Consider the following 17,035-nt stretch of genomic DNA (forward strand, 5'->3'; position numbering starts at 1 on the left):
ATGGCGCACTGGCTTTACAAGTCCGAGCCGGCCGCCTGGTCCTGGGAGCAGCAAAAGGCTGCCGGGGAGAAGGGGACGGAATGGACGGGTGTCCGCAACTACCTCGCCCGCAACAACATGCGCGCCATGCAGATCGGCGACAAGGGCTTCTTCTACCATTCCAATGATGGGCTGGAGATCGTCGGGATCGTCGAAGTCTGCGCCCTCTCGCATCCCGATTCCTCGGCCAAGGGCGATCCCAAATGGGATTGCGTCGATATCCGCGCCGTCATGGACGTTCCGAAGCCGGTGACGCTGAAGGATGTGAAGGCAAGCGAGAAGCTGTCGAAGATGTCGCTGGTGACCTCCATGCGCCTTTCTGTGCAGCCGGTCACCGACGAAGAGTGGCTCGAAGTCTGCCGCATGGGCGGTCTCGACAACCCGCCGCGTTGACCGCTCTTGAAGACCGATCCGGAACTCTTCATCCGCGCCAATACCAGCCTCATGGCGCCGCCGCATGTGCCGGAGATCCGGCTGCATCTGGCGAGCGAGGCTCATGAGCTATGGTTGAAGACGGAAGAGGAGCTTGCGGAGATCGGTCTGCCGCCGCCGTTCTGGGCGTTCGCCTGGGCCGGCGGGCAGGGGCTGGCGCGCTATATTCTCGACCATCCTGATACGCTCAGTGGCGCGCAGGTGCTTGATTTCGCAACCGGCTCTGGCCTCGTCGCGATCGCCGCGAAGATGGTGGGAGCAGCTGGCGTCACCGCCGCCGATATCGATCCCTGGGCTCGGACTGCCGTGCGACTTAATGCGGCGGCAAACCAGGTCGCGATCGGCTTCGAAGGCTCGGACCTTGTTGGCTCTGACGTTGCTGCGGATATCGTGCTCGCAGGCGACGTGTTTTACGACCGCGAATTTGCCGATGCGCTGCTGCCGTGGTTCGGGCGGCTAGCGAAAGAGGGCAAGACGGTGCTGGTCGGCGATCCCGGCCGCGCCTACCTGCCGAAAGACCGGCTGGAATTCTGCGCTGTCTACGAGGTGCCGGTCACCCGAGCGCTTGAGGATAGCGAGGTCAAGAAGACGACCGTCTGGCGCTTCAGGGCCTGATCACGCAGACATTTGCCTCGTATTCGCAAGGGTCATCTTGGATCGCGACATCGATCACTTTGGCTTTCGGCGCCAGGGTGGCGGTTCTGGGTGCAGCATAGATCGTATAGCCGCTGGCGCCGATATAGGTGCCGCCATCGACGTCATAGGCATAAGAACCAGCATAGGTGCCGTTATAGGCCGGACCGTTGTTCACCGGTGCGGCGGCGTTGCTGCCCTGAATGGTGTAGCCGTTATAGACAGGCGAGAACTGTCGCAATCTGACAAAGCGGTTGTGGCCGTGACGGCGGTCGCGATCGCCGAACCATTGCTGTCCGCCCGCAAAATGGACCATGCCGCGACCGTGGTGCGGATAGCGTTCGCCAGCGGCGGCAGGCAGCGCCATCAGGGCGCCGAGCATGAGCGGAATGACCTTCGAAAAACGCGTGACCATCGGCTGTCTTCCTCGCAAAATGCGATCGTTAACAAATCGTTAACGGCAGCTTGCTTCAAAACTTCCCGTATGTCCACTTGAGCGATGAAAAATCAGGATAAAATCTGAGTACCGGAAGCCAGTTTTGCTTTGCAGCAACTTCCCGGTAACGCGAATCGATTAAATTAAAAGCGGACGGCGATTGTGCTTGTCGTCCGGGGCTTCGGTGATTAAACGTCGCCATTGATGCAACGCACACAGACAATTTTGTCATTCCTGTGATTGCCTCGATATGCTCCGTATTCCGGAAGCGCAGAGAAGACGCCGCGAGGTTCTGATGGCGAATGTGACAAATAACCGGCCCCTGTCGCCGCATTTGCAAATTTACAAACCAATCCCCACCATGATCATGTCGATCGTCCACCGCATTACCGGTGGCGCTCTCTATGTCGGCACGCTGCTGATCGCCTGGTGGCTGATCGCGGCTGGGACGGGACAGTCGAACTACGACTGGGCCAACTGGGTGCTCGGCAGCATCATCGGCAAGCTTGTGCTGCTCGGCTACACCTGGGCGCTGATCCATCACATGCTCGGCGGCTTCCGCCACTTCATGTGGGATCTCGGCCATGGTTTCGGGAAGGAATTCTCCACCAAGCTCGCCATCGCCAATCTGATCGGATCGCTCTGTCTGACCGTGCTGGTCTGGGTGATCGGCTTCGTCATTCGTTAAAGGTCGCTCTCATGGATATGCGTACCCCGCTCGGTAAGGTCCGCGGCCTCGGCTCCGCCAAGGAAGGCACCGATCATTTTTGGCGCCAGCGCGTCACCGCGGTCGCCAACGTGCCGCTGTTTCTGTTCTTCATCATCTTCATGCTGGTTCATGCCGGCCAGCCCTATGCGGAAGTGGTTCACGCGCTGTCGAACCCGTTCGTCGCCGTCATCATGGGTCTGATGATCATCTCGGGCGTCATTCACATGAAGCTCGGCATGCAGGTCATCATCGAGGATTATGTTCACACCGAATGGCTGAAGATCGTCAGCCTGATGCTGAACACCTTCTTCTCGATCCTGATCGCCGGCCTCTGTCTTTTCGCCATTCTGAAAATTGCATTCGTAGGATAACCGTATCATGGCACCCTCTTCACCCGCTCAGAATGGGAAGGCCTACAAGTACGTCGACCACTCTTATGATGTGATCGTCGTCGGCGCCGGCGGCGCTGGTCTTCGCGCCACGCTCGGCATGGCCGAACAAGGTTTCCGCACCGCCTGCATCACCAAAGTATTCCCGACCCGCTCGCACACGGTCGCAGCGCAGGGCGGCATTGCCGCCTCGCTGCAGAACATGACGCCGGATAGCTGGCAGTGGCACCTCTACGACACCGTCAAGGGCTCCGACTGGCTCGGCGACGTCGATGCCATGCAGTATCTGACTATGGAAGCGCCGAAGGCGGTCTATGAGCTTGAGCATTACGGCGTGCCGTTCTCGCGTAACGAGGAAGGCAAGATCTACCAGCGCCCGTTCGGCGGCCACATGCAGAATTTCGGTGAGGGGCCGCCGGTACAGCGCACCTGCGCCGTTGCCGACCGTACCGGCCACGCCATCCTGCACACGCTCTATGGCCAGTCGCTGCGCAACAACGCCGAATTCTTCATCGAGTATTTCGCGCTCGACCTGATCATGTCCGAGGATGGCAGCCGCTGCACCGGCGTCGTTGCCTGGAACCTCGACGACGGCACGATCCATCGCTTCGCTGCCAAGATGGTGGTGCTGGCGACCGGCGGCTACGGCCGCGCCTATTTCTCGGCAACGTCTGCCCATACCTGCACCGGCGACGGTGGCGGGATGGTGGCGCGTGCAGGCCTGCCGCTGCAGGACATGGAATTCGTCCAGTTCCACCCGACCGGCATCTACGGCTCCGGCTGTCTGATCACCGAAGGCGCTCGCGGCGAAGGCGGTTACCTCGTGAATTCCGAGGGCGAACGCTTCATGGAACGCTACGCCCCTTCGGCGAAGGACCTTGCCTCGCGCGACGTCGTCTCGCGCTGCATGACGCTGGAAATTCGCGAAGGCCGCGGCGTCGGCAAGGCCAAGGACCATATCTTCCTGCATCTCGACCATCTCGATCCGGCGGTTCTGCACGAGCGTCTGCCGGGGATTTCCGAGAGCGCCAAGATCTTCGCCGGTGTCGATGTGACCCGCGAGCCGATCCCGGTTTTGCCGACCGTCCACTACAATATGGGCGGCATTCCCACCAACTATTGGGGCGAAGTGCTTAATGCCGACTCCAGCAATCCGGAACGCGTCATCCCCGGCCTGATGGCCGTTGGTGAAGCCGGCTGCGCCTCTGTGCACGGCGCCAACCGTCTTGGTTCCAACTCGCTGATCGACCTCGTGGTCTTCGGCCGTGCCGCGGCGATCCGCGCCGGCGAGGTCATCGACCGCGCATCGCCGGTTCCGCATCTGAACGTTGCTGCCTGCGACAAGATCATGGATCGCTTCGACGCTCTGCGGAACGCCAGCGGCGGCACGCCGACGGCCGTTCTGCGCGAGAAGATGCAGCGCGCCATGCAGGAAGACGCGGCCGTGTTCCGCACGCAGGAATCGCTGGAATCCGGCTGCCGCCGTATTTCGGCAATCTGGGGCGAGATGAAGGACATCAAGGTCACCGACCGCTCGATGATCTGGAACTCCGACCTCGTCGAAACGCTGGAGCTGCAGAACCTGATGGCCAACGCCATCACGACGATCTACGGCGCCGAAGCCCGCAAGGAGAGCCGCGGCTCGCATGCGCGCGAAGATTATACGGAAGGCGCATTCGCCGGCCGCGACGACGTCAACTGGCGCAAGCACACGCTTGCCTGGGTCAATGACGCAGGCGACGTCAAGCTCGACTACCGCCCGGTTCACACCGAGCTGATCGCAGAGGGCATCGATCCCAAGAAGATCGCGCCCAAGGCTCGTGTGTACTAAGAGGAACCGGACATGGTAGAACTCGCTCTCCCCAAGAACTCCCAGATGCGCGAAGGCAAGGTTTGGCCGAAGCCTGCCGGTGCCAAGAATATCCGCGAATTCCGCGTCTATCGCTGGAGCCCGGATGACGGCCAAACGCCGTCGATCGATACGTTCTATATCGATATCGACGATTGCGGCCCGATGGTTCTCGACGGTCTGCTCTATATCAAGAACAAGATCGACCCGACGCTGACGCTGCGCCGCTCCTGCCGCGAAGGCATCTGCGGTTCCTGCGCCATGAATATCGACGGCACGAATACGCTGGCCTGCACCAAGGGTCTCGACGATATCAAGGGCACGGTGAAGATCTATCCGCTGCCGCATATGCCTGTCGTCAAGGATCTGGTTCCCGATCTCTCCAACTTCTATGCCCAGCACCGCTCGATCGAGCCTTGGCTGAAGACGGTATCGCCGACGCCAGCCAAGGAATGGAAGCAGAGCCACGAGGACCGCCAGAAGCTCGATGGCCTCTACGAGTGCATTCTCTGTGCCTGCTGCTCGACCTCCTGTCCGAGCTACTGGTGGAACGGCGACCGTTACCTCGGTCCGGCTGTTCTGCTGCAGGCCTATCGCTGGCTGATCGACTCCAGAGATGAAGCGACGGGCGAGCGTCTCGACAACCTCGAGGATCCCTTCCGCCTCTACCGCTGCCACACGATCATGAACTGCGCGCAGACGTGCCCGAAGGGTCTGAACCCCGCCAAGGCAATCGCCGAGATCAAGAAGATGATGGTCGAGCGCCGGGTCTGATCGGCATCGCTTTTCGAACGGCGCCTTCGGGCGCCGTTTCACTCTCCAGGCAAGGCCGGAAAGTGCTTGAGAATTTGCGCTGATCACCGTGCTGACAAATTCTCCCTTCAGAAGTGCGGCCGCACGGCTTGAATTGCCTTCGTTCCGGCACAGATTCTGTCACGGGCAATTTACGGGTGTGCTCACTTGATTAACCAAAGTGAAATACGTTAATTCGAAAATTAGTCTGATGACTACTTTTGATGCGGCAAGGCGGATATTCGGGAGCCTCAAGATGCAGTTGCGATATGCGATGACAGGTGTGGCGGTTGTTCTGTCACTCGCTGGCTGCCAGCGTACGGCCTATGACAATGCGAGCTACAGCAGCCAACCGGCGCCGCTGACCGCGCAGCCTGTACCGTCGGTGCAGGGTGGGCAGCTGCCTCCTCCGGGCGGCGCTTCGCAGTTTCCGGCAGCGCCGAGCGCGGCCCCGGCAGCACCGGCAGCACCGGGCGCCATGGCTGCAAACGCTCTCGATGTTACCAAGGAATCGATGGTCGGCAGCTGGCGTGTCAACGGCGGCTGCGACATGTTCCTGACGCTGACCAATCTCGGCAGCGGTTCGCGTGGCGGCACGCGCGGTTGCACGGGCGAGCTGACGGCGATGGGCTCCTGGGAAGTTTCCGGCAAGCAGGTTCTGCTCAAGGACCGCAGCGGCAACCAGATCGGCAGTGTCTACAAGACGGCTGACAACAGCTTCTCCGGCCAGACCAATGGCGGCCAGCCGATCACTCTCAGCCGGTAATCGCACCGGCGGCGCGTCCGCCGGTCTCGCATAGGCGGACCAGCCCTCATGCAGCCAATGCCAGACTACGCCCTGAGCGTCAGCGAACAATTGAAGTCGCTGACGGCCTCGGGTTCTCTGCAGATCGATACGGCACAGATGGATGTTGCCAAGAGCCTCGACCGGGTTCTGTCGCAGCTGAAGCAACGCCGTCCTGCCGCCAAATCGAGCGCTCTCGGCTGGCTGTTCGCTTCCAAGAAGAAATCCGAGCCCGGGATCAAGGGCCTCTACATCCATGGCAGCGTCGGCCGCGGCAAGACGATGCTGATGGACATGTTCTTCGGCATGGCGCCCTGCAAGAAGAAGCGGCGGGCGCATTTTCACGAATTCATGGCCGATGTGCACAATCGCATCGCCGCTCATCGCCAGAAGCTCAAGGACGGCGAGACCAAGCAGGCCGATCCAATGCCGCCGGTCGCTGCCTCGCTCTATGAGGAAGCCGAACTCCTCTGCTTCGACGAGTTCACCGTCACCGACATCGCCGATGCGATGATCCTGTCGCGGTTGTTTTCGGAGCTGTTCGCAAAGGGCTGCGTGCTGATTGCCACCTCGAATGTCGAACCCGACAATCTCTATCGGGACGGCCTCAATCGTGGGCTTTTCCTGCCCTTCGTCGAGCTTCTGAAGAAGAATGTCGATGTCGTCACGCTGGATTCGCCGACCGATTACCGGATGGAAAAGCTGAACAGCCAGCCGGTCTACCTGACGCCGATCGATGCGCGCACCGATATGGCCATGGATGCGTCGTGGACGCAGATGCTGCATGGGCGCAAGGCGCAGCCGGTGGAGATCCCGATGAAGGGGCGCTCGATCCATGTGCCGCTCGCCGTCGACCGGATGGCGCGCTTTAGTTTTGCCGATCTCTGCGAGAAGCCGTTCGGCGCTGCCGATTTCCTGGCGATCGCAGGCCGTTTCGATACTGTTTTCATCGATCGCATTCCGCTTCTGACGGCTGACAAGCGAAATCAGGCCAAACGCTTCATCATTCTCGTCGATACCCTATATGACCATGGCGTGCGTCTGCATGCCTCCGCGGCGGCCATGCCGGAACAGTTGCTCGCCGAGCGGCGCGGCACCGAGGGCTTCGAGTTTGATCGTACCGCGTCGCGTCTCTTCGAGATGCGCAGCGCTGAGTATCTTGCGCTGCATCATCAAAAGACCGCCGCCGAGTAACAATTTGGTGACAAATTGATTTACGTTTACGTAAGAATTTTGTCATCTAAACGATTGAAAACGCTACACCAAAAATAACACATTGCCATTTTTGGGCTTTAGGTCTATGCGATTGCGGCATTGGACGACGCCGCGGCGCGCCGCCCGACCGATTATATTCGCAAAGGAAAAGCGAAATGGCGCGTAATAAGATCGCACTCATTGGTTCTGGCATGATTGGTGGCACGCTGGCGCATCTCGCCGGTCTCAAGGAACTCGGCGATATCGTTCTGTTCGACATTGCCGACGGTATCCCGCAGGGCAAGGGCCTCGATATTTCCCAGTCGTCCCCGGTCGAAGGCTTCGACGTCAACCTGACGGGTGCCAGCGATTACTCCGCGATCGAAGGTGCTGATGTCTGCATCGTCACCGCAGGCGTTGCCCGCAAGCCGGGTATGAGCCGCGACGATCTTCTCGGCATCAACCTCAAGGTCATGGAGCAGGTCGGCGCCGGCATCAAGAAGTATGCTCCGAACGCTTTCGTCATCTGCATCACCAACCCGCTCGACGCGATGGTCTGGGCCCTGCAGAAGTTCTCCGGCCTCCCGGCCAACAAGGTCGTCGGCATGGCCGGCGTTCTGGACAGCTCGCGCTTCCGTCTGTTCCTTTCGAAGGAATTCAACGTATCCGTTCAGGACGTCACCGCCTTCGTTCTCGGCGGCCATGGCGACACGATGGTGCCGCTCGCCCGCTACTCGACCGTCGGCGGCATTCCGCTCACCGACCTCGTCACCATGGGTTGGGTCACCAAGGAACGCCTCGAAGAAATCATCCAGCGCACCCGTGATGGCGGCGCAGAAATCGTCGGCCTGCTCAAGACCGGTTCGGCCTACTATGCTCCGGCTGCTTCGGCGATCGAAATGGCTGAATCCTACCTCAAGGACAAGAAGCGCGTTCTGCCTTGCGCAGCGCAGCTGACCGGCCAGTACGGCGTCAAGGACATGTATGTCGGCGTTCCCACGGTCATCGGTGCCGGTGGCGTCGAGCGCGTCATCGAGATCGACCTCAACAAGGCCGAAAAGGAAGCCTTCGACAAGTCGGTTGCCGCTGTCGCCGGTCTTTGCGAAGCCTGCATCAACATTGCGCCTGCGCTGAAGTAATTCCCGCGCGCCCCCACGCAATTCAAACAGGAATAGATCCATGAATATTCATGAATACCAGGCCAAGGCTCTCTTGAAGGGATATGGCGCGCCGGTCGCAAGCGGCGTGCCGATCCTCAAGGTCGAGGAAGCCGAGGCGGCTGCAAAGTCGCTTCCGGGCCCGCTCTACGTCGTCAAGAGCCAGATCCATGCTGGCGGCCGCGGCAAGGGCAAGTTCAAGGAACTCGGCCCCGACGCAAAGGGCGGCGTTCGCCTCGCCAAGTCGATCGAAGAGGTCGTCGCTCACGCCAAGGAAATGCTCGGCAACACGCTGGTAACGGCGCAGACGGGCGAAGCCGGCAAGCAGGTCAACCGTCTCTACATCGAAGACGGCGCAGACATTGCCCGCGAACTCTACTGCTCGCTGCTGGTTGACCGCTCGGTCGGTCAGGTTGCCTTCGTCGTCTCGACCGAAGGCGGCATGGACATCGAAGCCGTTGCCCACGACACGCCTGAGAAGATCCACACGATCGCCATCAACCCGGAAGCCGGTGTGACCGCTGCCGATGTTGCTGCCATTGCCAAGGCTCTGGAGCTCGACGGCGCTGCCGCCGAAGATGCCAAGTCGCTGTTCCCGGCGCTCTACAAGGCGTTCAACGAAAAGGACATGGCGCTCCTCGAGGTCAACCCGCTGATCGTCATGAAGGACGGTCATCTGCGCGTTCTCGACGCCAAGATGTCCTTCGACGGCAACGCGCTGTTCCGCCATGACGACGTCAAGGCGCTGCGCGACGAGACCGAAGAAGACGCCAAGGAAATCGAAGCCTCCAAGTGGGACCTCGCCTACGTTGCCCTCGACGGCAATATCGGCTGCATGGTCAACGGCGCAGGCCTCGCCATGGCGACGATGGACATCATCAAGCTTTACGGCAAAGAGCCGGCAAACTTCTGCGACGTCGGCGGTGGCGCCGGCAAGGAGAAGGTCGCGGCTGCGTTCAAGATCATCACTGCCGACCCCAAGGTCGAAGGCATCCTCGTCAACATCTTCGGCGGCATCATGAAGTGCGATGTCATCGCTGAAGGCGTCGTCGCTGCCGTGCAGGAAGTCGGTCTGAAGGTTCCGCTCGTCGTTCGCCTCGAAGGCACCAATGTCGAACTCGGCAAGAAGATCCTCAACGAATCCGGTCTCGCGATCACGGCTGCTGACGATCTTGACGATGCGGCCAAGAAGATCGTCGCGGCGATCAACGCCTAATTTGAGGACCTATACATGTCTATTCTCGTCAACAAGAATACCAAGGTTCTCGTTCAGGGCCTGACCGGCAAGACCGGCACCTTCCACACCGAACAGGCGCTTGCCTACTACGGCACGCAGATGGTCGGCGGCATTCACCCGAAGAAGGGTGGTGAAACCTGGACCGGCTCGAAGGGCGAAAGCCTGCCGATCTTCGCATCGGTTGCCGAAGCCAAGGAACGCACCGGCGCTGACGCATCGGTCATCTACGTTCCGCCGGCAGGCGCAGCAGACGCGATCATTGAGGCGATCGACGCCGAGATCCCGTTCATCACCTGCATCACCGAAGGCATCCCGGTCATGGACATGGTCCGTGTCAAGGCTCGCCTCGACAAGTCCAAGTCGCGCCTGCTCGGCCCGAATTGCCCGGGTATCCTGACGCCGGAAGAATGCAAGATCGGCATCATGCCGGGCTCGATCTTCCGCAAGGGTTCGGTCGGTATCGTTTCGCGCTCCGGCACGCTGACCTACGAAGCCGTCTTCCAGACGTCGAACGAAGGCCTCGGCCAGACGACGGCTGTCGGCATCGGCGGCGACCCGGTCAAGGGCACCGAGTTCATCGACGTGCTCGAGATGTTCTTGGCCGATCCGGCCACGACCTCAATCATCATGATCGGCGAAATCGGCGGCGCTGCTGAAGAAGATGCAGCGCAGTTCCTGATCGACGAAGCCAAGAAGGGCCGCAAGAAGCCGATGGCAGGCTTCATCGCCGGCCGTACCGCTCCGAAGGGCCGCACCATGGGCCACGCCGGTGCGGTCGTTTCCGGCGGCAAGGGCGATGCGGAATCGAAGATCGCTGCCATGGAAGCAGCTGGCATCAAGGTGTCGCCTTCCCCGGCTCGCCTCGGCAAGACGCTGGTTGAAGTCCTCAAGGGCTGAACCGACATATAGACCCGGGCGGCGGATCGCATCTGCCGCCGCCGCCCGGCTGACTTTCGAATGCAGATGTGCCGCGGACAGGCGGTAAATTGGAATGCGGCAGCCGGCGAGATGGCCGGCAAATTCATCTTAGTCAGGAGGCGGGCAGAAGCGCCCGCGTAACACCATGGCACGGCAAGAAGCCAACGAGCAGTTTCAGATCACTTCGTTTCTGGATGGCGCCAACGCTGCCTATATCGAGCAGCTCTACGCCCGTTATGAAGAAGATCCGTCGTCGGTCGACGAACAGTGGCAGGCCTTTTTCAAGGCGCTGGACGATGATCCAAGCGACGTGAAGAAGGCAGCCAAGGGTGCATCCTGGCGCAAGAAGCACTGGCCGATCCCGGCCGGCGGCGATCTCGTTTCGGCGCTGGACGGCGACTGGGGCATCGTCGAGAAGGTCATCGAGACCAAGGTCAAGGCGAAGGCCGAAGCATCGGGCAAGCCGAGCGATGGTGCCGACATCATCCAGGCGACGCGCGACTCCGTCCGCGCCATCATGATGATCCGTGCCTACCGCATGCGCGGCCATCTGCACGCCAAGCTCGATCCGCTCGGCATCGCCGCGCCGGTCGAGGATTATCACGAGCTTTCGCCAGAGAACTACGGCTTCACCGCCGCCGATTACGATCGCAAGATCTTCATCGACAACGTTCTCGGCCTCGAATACGCGACTTTGCGCGAGATGATCGAGATCCTCGAGCGCACCTATTGCTCGACGCTCGGCGTCGAGTTCATGCATATCTCGAACCCGGAAGAAAAGTCCTGGATCCAGGAACGCATTGAAGGTCCGGACAAGGGTGTGGCTTTCACGCCCGAGGGCAAGAAGGCGATCCTGCAGAAGGTCATCGAAGCCGAAGGCTACGAGCAGTTCCTCGACGTCAAGTTCAAGGGCACCAAGCGTTTCGGTCTCGACGGCGGTGAATCGCTGATCCCGGCGCTTGAGCAGATCCTGAAGCGCGGCGGCAATCTCGGCCTCAAGGAAGCCGTGTTCGGCATGGCCCATCGCGGCCGCCTGAACGTGCTGTCGCAGGTCATGGGAAAGCCGCACCGCGCCATTTTCCACGAGTTCAAGGGCGGTTCTTACGCACCTGACGAAGTCGAAGGTTCGGGCGACGTGAAGTACCATCTCGGTGCCTCCTCCGACCGCGAATTCGACGGCAACAAGGTCCACGTTTCGCTGACGGCAAACCCGTCGCATCTCGAAATCGTCGACCCTGTCGTCATGGGCAAGGCCCGCGCCAAGCAGGATATGGGTGCCACCGTCTGGGACGGCGACACCATTCCGTTGACCGAGCGCGCCAAGGTTCTGCCGCTGCTGATCCATGGTGACGCGGCCTTCGCCGGTCAGGGCGTCATTGCCGAAATCCTCGGCCTGTCCGGTCTGCGCGGTCACCGCGTTGCCGGTACGATGCACGTCATCATCAACAACCAGATCGGCTTCACCACGAACCCGGCCTTCTCGCGTTCGTCGCCCTATCCGTCCGACGTCGCCAAGATGATCGAAGCGCCGATCCTGCACGTCAACGGCGACGATCCGGAAGCGGTTGTCTACGCCGCCAAGATCGCCATGGAATTTCGTATGAAGTTCCACAAGCCTGTCGTCCTCGACATGTTCTGCTACCGCCGCTACGGCCACAACGAAGGCGACGAGCCGTCCTTCACGCAGCCAAAGATGTACAAGGTCATCCGCGGCCACAAGACCGTGCTGCAGATCTATGCCGAGCGTCTCGTTGGCGAAGGCCTTCTGACCGAAGGCGAAGTCGAGAAGATGAAGGCCGACTGGCGCGCCCATCTCGAGCAGGAGTTCGAGGCCGGCCAGAGCTACAAGCCGAACAAGGCCGATTGGCTGGACGGCGAGTGGTCGGGCCTGCGCACGGCTGACAATGCCGATGAGCAGCGCCGCGGCAAGACCGCCGTTCCGATGAAGCAGCTGAAGGAAATCGGCCGCAAGCTGGCTGAGATTCCCGAGGGCTTCCATGCGCACCGGACGATCCAGCGCTTCATGGAAAACCGCGCCAACATGGTTCAGTCGGGTGAAAACATCGACTGGGCGATGGCTGAAGCGTTGGCTTTCGGTTCGCTGGTGACGGAAGGTCACAAGATCCGCCTGTCGGGTCAGGATTGCGAACGCGGCACCTTCTCGCAGCGTCACTCGGTTCTCTACGATCAGGAAACGGAAGAGCGCTACATTCCGCTTGCCAACCTGTCGCCGACCCAGGCCCGTTACGAAGTCATCAACTCGATGCTTTCGGAAGAGGCGGTCCTCGGCTTCGAATATGGTTATTCGCTGGCCCGTCCGAACGCGCTGACCCTGTGGGAAGCCCAGTTCGGCGACTTCGCCAACGGTGCGCAGGTCGTCTTCGACCAGTTCATCTCGTCTGGCGAACGCAAGTGGCTGCGCATGTCCGGTCTCGTCTGCCTTCTGCCGCACGGCTATGAAGGCCAGGGTCCGGAGCACTCCTCGGCTCGCTTGGAGCGCTTCCTCCAGCTCTGCGCCGAAGACAACATGCAGGTCGCCAACGTCACGACGCCGTCGAACTACTTCCACATCCTTCGCCGTCAGCTGAAGCGCGACTTCCGCAAGCCGCTCGTGCTGATGACGCCGAAGTCGCTGCTGCGCCACAAGCGTGCGGTCTCGACGCTGGCCGAAATGGCGGGTGAATCCTCCTTCCACCGTCTGCTCTGGGACGATGCCGAAGTCATCAAGGACGGCCCGATCAAGCTGCAGAAGGATGCCAAGATCCGCCGCGTCGTGCTCTGCACCGGCAAGGTCTATTACGACCTGCTCGAAGAGCGCGAAAAGCGCGGCATCGACGATGTCTACCTGCTGCGTGTCGAACAGCTCTATCCGTTCCCGGCCAAGGCGCTCATCAACGAGCTCAGCCGCTTCCGGAACGCCGAGATGGTCTGGTGCCAGGAAGAGCCGAAGAACATGGGTGCATGGTCGTTCATCGACCCGTATCTGGAATGGGTTCTCGCCCATATCGATGCGAAATATCAGCGCGTCCGCTACACGGGCCGCCCGGCCGCCGCTTCGCCGGCAACGGGCCTGATGTCCAAGCACCTGTCGCAGGTCGCCGCATTCCTTGAGGATGCGTTGGGCGGCTGATCCAACGAAACGAACAACGATCGAAACAAACTGATCAACGGAAACCAAAATCATGGCCACAGAAATCCGCGTTCCAACTCTCGGTGAATCCGTCAGCGAGGCGACAGTCGGCACCTGGTTCAAGAAGGTCGGCGACGCCATCAAGGCGGACGAGCCGATCCTCGAGCTTGAAACCGACAAGGTGACCATCGAAGTCCCGGCGCCGGCCTCCGGCACGCTGTCCGAAATCGTTGCCCAGGCCGGCGAGACCGTCGGCCTCGGCGCGCTGCTCGGCCAGATCGCCGCAGGTGCTGCTGCAGCAGCCCCGGCTGCTGCTCCGGCCGCAGCTGCACCGGCCAAGGTTGCCGAGCCGGTTGCTGCCGCAGCCCCGGCTGCCGCTGCTGCACCGTCCTCGATGCCGCCGGCACCGGCTGCTGCCAAGATGCTCGCTGAAAACAACATCGCTGCCGAGCAGGTCGATGGTTCCGGCAAGCGCGGTCAGGTTCTGAAAGGCGATGTGATCGCTGCCGTCGCCAAGGGCATTTCCGCTCCGGCTGCGGCTGCACCGGCCGCCGCTCCGGTGGCTGCACGTGCGCCGTCGACCGTTCAGGATGCCGGCCGCGAAGAGCGCGTGAAGATGACGCGTTTGCGCCAGACGATTGCCAAACGCCTCAAGGACGCCCAGAACACGGCTGCCATGCTGACCACCTATAACGAGGTGGATATGAAGGCGGTCATGGATCTGCGCGCCAAGTACAAGGACGTCTTCGAAAAAAAGCATGGCGTGAAGCTCGGGTTCATGGGCTTCTTCACCAAGGCCGTGACCCACGCGCTGAAGGAACTCCCGGCCGTCAACGCCGAGATCGACGGCACCGACATCATCTACAAGAACTTCTGCCACGTCGGCATGGCTGTCGGCACGGACAAGGGTCTTGTCGTTCCCGTCATCCGTGACGCGGACCAGATGTCGATCGCCGAGATCGAAAAGGAACTCGGCCGTCTTGCCAAGGCTGCCCGCGATGGTTCGCTGTCGATGGCTGACATGCAGGGTGGCACGTTCACGATCACCAACGGTGGCGTCTACGGTTCGCTGATGTCTTCGCCGATCCTGAACGCTCCGCAGTCGGGTATCCTCGGCATGCACAAGATCCAGGACCGTCCCGTGGTCGTCGGCGGCCAGATCGTCATCCGTCCGATGATGTATCTCGCGCTGTCCTACGATCACCGTATCGTTGACGGCAAGGAAGCAGTCACCTTCCTCGTTCGCGTCAAGGAAAGCCTGGAAGATCCGGAACGTCTGGTTCTCGATCTCTAAGCGGAGCAAATCCGATGCGGAACCGGATCAGGCAGGCGGCATTCGCGCTCTTGGGCGCAGCCGCAGTGCATCTTCCGGTTCCGGCTTTCGCTGCCGCCTGGGATATCAGCAAGGCGAGCAGCAATTTCGACCTGGTTTTGCTGGATGACGCCGCACTTGCCGAACGCAAGATAACCATCGTCAAGATGGGCGACGTGCAGCTGACCTCCGGACATATCATCGCCGCCGATCCGCTGGCGCAGCCTGATCGGCCGGCGTTCATCCGGACCGTCCCTCCGGGCAATTATCCTGTGACCCTCTACCAGGCTTTCGGCCGTGTCGCCGCCGCCAGCATGCGCTTCGGCGAAGGCAAGCCGGCGCGCTGGGAGATGGCGGCGATCCCCGGTCAGGACCCGGCGGCGCTGAAGGACGACGAGATCCTCGGCTATCCTGTCGATGCCGGTCTCGGTTCCTACATGGATGCCGATACGCTGAAGCTTCTTGAGGAGCGGGCGGAAACGGAACAAGCGGCAAAGCCGGACGAGGATGTGAATTATTACGACGTCATCGCGCCTGAGCTGAATGCCAATGGCGGCCGCTTTGCGCTTCATTCGCCTGTCGCAGGCAAGCCCGGCAATGTAGCGATCTTCTGGAGCGGTTGGGGCGATGGCTTTTACCCGGTTTTCTGGGGCCTCGCAGACGACGGTCATCCGCTGGTGATGTTGACGGACTTCTATGTGATCGAAAATTCCGATGGGCGGAAGGAGCCGGTGGCGCAATGAGCAAGAGATCGAGCCTTGCAGCACTCGTTGCAGCGTCTGTCCTGATCCTGCCCGGTTTTGCCGCAGCGGCAGACTGCCCGCTCTCGAACGCCGTCTATGTGGATCGTGACGGCACCTATCAGCTGAAATTCTCGCCGCTGAATTCCGATGCGGCGGCTGCCAGCAATCAGTTCAAGATGACGGTGAAGGACAGCAAGGCCGTGCTTGACGGTTACGTCATGCCCTCGGAAGACCCGACGCGTACAATCGGGATGGTGATGTTCAATTGCCCTGAAGGCGATGCCACTGGCGCCGATCTCGATGCCTGCACGATCTGGCAAGGTCCGGTCTATGGCGTCGACGACAAGGGCGCGATCGACAACCTTCCCGGCGAAAAATCGAATGCCGTTGCCAGCATCGTGTTGCCTGCGATCGGTCCGGCGCTGCGCGATTCATCGATCCTCGGCGAGGGCACGCAGGCCGTTGCACCCTGGGATGTTTTCTCCTTCAAGGAGTGCGTGAAGTGAGCGATGCACCCGTCCTCCTCGTCACCGGCGGAAGCCGCGGCATCGGCGCTGCCGTCTGCAGGCTTGCGGCGAGCCAGGGATGGCGCGTTGCCGTCAATTATGCTGCCAACGCTGCAGCTGCCGAAAGCGTTGTCAGCGAGATCAAAAGCAAGGGCGGCGATGCCATCGCCATTCAGGGCGACGTTGGAAATGCTGCTGATATCGCCGCCATGTTTCAGGCCGTCGACCGGCATTTCGGCCGTCTCGATGGCATGGTCAACAATGCTGGCATCGTCGATCAGCCGCAGCGTGTCGATGAGATGAGCGTCGAGCGCATCGAGCGTATGATGCGTATCAACATCACCGGTTCCATCCTGTGCGCTGCGGAAGCGGTGCGTCGGATGTCGACCCGGCATGGCGGCAAGGGTGGGGCGATCGTCAATATCTCGTCGATGGCGGTGATCATCGGCTCGCCGTCGCAATATGTCGATTATGCCGCCTCGAAAGCCGCGATCGATACGTTCACGATTGGTCTGGCGCGCGAAGTCGCGACCGAGGGCGTCCGGGTCAATGCGATCAGGCCCGGTATCATCGATACAGATATCCATGCATCCGGCGGTCTGCCCGACCGCGCCCGGGACATGGCCTCTTCCATCCCGATGCAGCGTCCGGGAACGGCCGCGGAAGTCGCGGATGCTGTGCTTTATCTCCTGTCTTCGAATTCATCCTATGTGACCGGCGCCATCATGAATGTGAGCGGCGGGCGATAGGCTTCCATTTCCTGACCAACGAACGA

At 61.0% G+C, this 17,035-nt stretch carries 17 protein-coding genes; 16 read left to right on the top strand and 1 reads right to left on the bottom strand.

From position 1 onward, the window contains the following. Together AC1DIJ_RS08985 and AC1DIJ_RS08990 are read left to right on the top strand one after the other, a co-directional pair. Entirely contained in the window at positions 1 to 432 is a 432-nt protein-coding gene (locus AC1DIJ_RS08985) for an EVE domain-containing protein (RefSeq protein WP_112385787.1), read from the top strand. Positions 433 to 438: 6 nt separating this feature from the next. Further along, complete coding sequence (locus AC1DIJ_RS08990) at positions 439 to 1,086, top strand: class I SAM-dependent methyltransferase (protein WP_112385786.1); 648 nt, start codon at positions 439 to 441, stop codon at positions 1,084 to 1,086. Here AC1DIJ_RS08990 and AC1DIJ_RS08995 read toward each other — a convergent pair. Beyond that, positions 1,076 to 1,519, bottom strand: a complete 444-nt coding sequence (locus AC1DIJ_RS08995) for a hypothetical protein (protein ID WP_112385785.1) — start codon at positions 1,517 to 1,519, stop codon at positions 1,076 to 1,078. The genes AC1DIJ_RS08990 and AC1DIJ_RS08995 overlap by 11 nt on opposite strands. A gap of 316 nt (positions 1,520 to 1,835) precedes the next feature. On the opposite strand from AC1DIJ_RS08995, the gene sdhC reads away from it, so the two are divergent. From sdhC to AC1DIJ_RS09065, 14 genes are all read left to right on the top strand, one after another. Further along, the gene (gene sdhC / locus AC1DIJ_RS09000) at positions 1,836 to 2,228 is read left to right on the top strand and encodes a succinate dehydrogenase, cytochrome b556 subunit (RefSeq protein WP_112385784.1); all 393 of its coding nucleotides are present in this window, start codon (positions 1,836 to 1,838) and stop codon (positions 2,226 to 2,228) included. Between the two features lie 11 nt (positions 2,229 to 2,239). Then, positions 2,240 to 2,620, top strand: coding sequence for a succinate dehydrogenase, hydrophobic membrane anchor protein (gene sdhD / locus AC1DIJ_RS09005; RefSeq protein ID WP_112385783.1), 381 nt, complete (start codon positions 2,240 to 2,242; stop codon positions 2,618 to 2,620). Between the two features lie 7 nt (positions 2,621 to 2,627). Then, complete coding sequence (sdhA, locus tag AC1DIJ_RS09010) at positions 2,628 to 4,469, top strand: succinate dehydrogenase flavoprotein subunit (protein WP_112385782.1); 1,842 nt, start codon at positions 2,628 to 2,630, stop codon at positions 4,467 to 4,469. A gap of 12 nt (positions 4,470 to 4,481) precedes the next feature. Then, positions 4,482 to 5,261 (top strand): succinate dehydrogenase iron-sulfur subunit, encoded by a 780-nt coding sequence (locus AC1DIJ_RS09015; protein ID WP_112385781.1) that lies wholly within the window; start codon positions 4,482 to 4,484, stop codon positions 5,259 to 5,261. Between the two features lie 274 nt (positions 5,262 to 5,535). Continuing rightward, positions 5,536 to 6,045 carry a protease inhibitor Inh/omp19 family protein gene (locus tag AC1DIJ_RS09020; RefSeq protein WP_112385780.1) on the top strand — a complete coding sequence of 170 codons (510 nt, stop codon included), beginning with the start codon at positions 5,536 to 5,538 and terminating at the stop codon, positions 6,043 to 6,045. A gap of 48 nt (positions 6,046 to 6,093) precedes the next feature. Further along, on the top strand, positions 6,094 to 7,257 hold the full coding sequence (gene zapE / locus AC1DIJ_RS09025) for a cell division protein ZapE (protein ID WP_112385779.1): 1,164 nt from the start codon (positions 6,094 to 6,096) through the stop codon (positions 7,255 to 7,257). Between the two features lie 176 nt (positions 7,258 to 7,433). Then, positions 7,434 to 8,396 (top strand): malate dehydrogenase, encoded by a 963-nt coding sequence (mdh, locus tag AC1DIJ_RS09030; protein WP_112385778.1) that lies wholly within the window; start codon positions 7,434 to 7,436, stop codon positions 8,394 to 8,396. A 40-nt stretch (positions 8,397 to 8,436) separates the two neighbouring features. Continuing rightward, on the top strand, positions 8,437 to 9,630 hold the full coding sequence (gene sucC, locus AC1DIJ_RS09035; RefSeq protein ID WP_112385777.1) for an ADP-forming succinate--CoA ligase subunit beta: 1,194 nt from the start codon (positions 8,437 to 8,439) through the stop codon (positions 9,628 to 9,630). Positions 9,631 to 9,645: 15 nt separating this feature from the next. Further along, the gene (gene sucD / locus AC1DIJ_RS09040) at positions 9,646 to 10,548 is read left to right on the top strand and encodes a succinate--CoA ligase subunit alpha (RefSeq protein WP_112385776.1); all 903 of its coding nucleotides are present in this window, start codon (positions 9,646 to 9,648) and stop codon (positions 10,546 to 10,548) included. 166 nt (positions 10,549 to 10,714) lie between these two features. After that, positions 10,715 to 13,699, top strand: coding sequence for a 2-oxoglutarate dehydrogenase E1 component (locus AC1DIJ_RS09045; RefSeq protein WP_112385775.1), 2,985 nt, complete (start codon positions 10,715 to 10,717; stop codon positions 13,697 to 13,699). Between the two features lie 52 nt (positions 13,700 to 13,751). After that, positions 13,752 to 14,993: a 2-oxoglutarate dehydrogenase complex dihydrolipoyllysine-residue succinyltransferase gene (gene odhB, locus AC1DIJ_RS09050; protein WP_112385774.1), complete on the top strand. Its 1,242-nt coding sequence runs from the start codon at positions 13,752 to 13,754 to the stop codon at positions 14,991 to 14,993. A 14-nt stretch (positions 14,994 to 15,007) separates the two neighbouring features. Continuing rightward, a complete protein-coding gene (locus AC1DIJ_RS09055) occupies positions 15,008 to 15,754 on the top strand; it encodes a DUF4241 domain-containing protein (RefSeq protein ID WP_112385773.1) in 747 nt (248 codons plus the stop codon). Next, a complete protein-coding gene (locus AC1DIJ_RS09060; RefSeq protein ID WP_112385772.1) occupies positions 15,751 to 16,260 on the top strand; it encodes a hypothetical protein in 510 nt (169 codons plus the stop codon). Before AC1DIJ_RS09055 ends, AC1DIJ_RS09060 begins: the two co-directional genes overlap by 4 nt. Then, the gene (locus AC1DIJ_RS09065; protein WP_112385771.1) at positions 16,257 to 17,009 is read left to right on the top strand and encodes an SDR family oxidoreductase; all 753 of its coding nucleotides are present in this window, start codon (positions 16,257 to 16,259) and stop codon (positions 17,007 to 17,009) included. The genes AC1DIJ_RS09060 and AC1DIJ_RS09065 overlap by 4 nt, the downstream gene beginning before the upstream one ends. Positions 17,010 to 17,035 lie beyond the last annotated feature (26 nt).

Source organism: Rhizobium sp. 10N427, from assembly GCF_056394605.1.

Coding starts and splice junctions, on each gene's coding strand:
- AC1DIJ_RS08985 (WP_112385787.1), top strand. CDS start 1: ATGGCGCACTGGCTTTACAAGTCCGAGCCGGCCGCCTGGTCCTGGGAG.
- AC1DIJ_RS08995 (WP_112385785.1), bottom strand. CDS start 1,519: ATGGTCACGCGTTTTTCGAAGGTCATTCCGCTCATGCTCGGCGCCCTG.
- sdhC (WP_112385784.1), top strand. CDS start 1,836: ATGGCGAATGTGACAAATAACCGGCCCCTGTCGCCGCATTTGCAAATT.
- sdhD (WP_112385783.1), top strand. CDS start 2,240: ATGGATATGCGTACCCCGCTCGGTAAGGTCCGCGGCCTCGGCTCCGCC.
- sdhA (WP_112385782.1), top strand. CDS start 2,628: ATGGCACCCTCTTCACCCGCTCAGAATGGGAAGGCCTACAAGTACGTC.
- AC1DIJ_RS09015 (WP_112385781.1), top strand. CDS start 4,482: ATGGTAGAACTCGCTCTCCCCAAGAACTCCCAGATGCGCGAAGGCAAG.
- AC1DIJ_RS09020 (WP_112385780.1), top strand. CDS start 5,536: ATGCAGTTGCGATATGCGATGACAGGTGTGGCGGTTGTTCTGTCACTC.
- zapE (WP_112385779.1), top strand. CDS start 6,094: ATGCAGCCAATGCCAGACTACGCCCTGAGCGTCAGCGAACAATTGAAG.
- mdh (WP_112385778.1), top strand. CDS start 7,434: ATGGCGCGTAATAAGATCGCACTCATTGGTTCTGGCATGATTGGTGGC.
- sucC (WP_112385777.1), top strand. CDS start 8,437: ATGAATATTCATGAATACCAGGCCAAGGCTCTCTTGAAGGGATATGGC.
- sucD (WP_112385776.1), top strand. CDS start 9,646: ATGTCTATTCTCGTCAACAAGAATACCAAGGTTCTCGTTCAGGGCCTG.
- AC1DIJ_RS09045 (WP_112385775.1), top strand. CDS start 10,715: ATGGCACGGCAAGAAGCCAACGAGCAGTTTCAGATCACTTCGTTTCTG.
- odhB (WP_112385774.1), top strand. CDS start 13,752: ATGGCCACAGAAATCCGCGTTCCAACTCTCGGTGAATCCGTCAGCGAG.
- AC1DIJ_RS09055 (WP_112385773.1), top strand. CDS start 15,008: ATGCGGAACCGGATCAGGCAGGCGGCATTCGCGCTCTTGGGCGCAGCC.
- AC1DIJ_RS09060 (WP_112385772.1), top strand. CDS start 15,751: ATGAGCAAGAGATCGAGCCTTGCAGCACTCGTTGCAGCGTCTGTCCTG.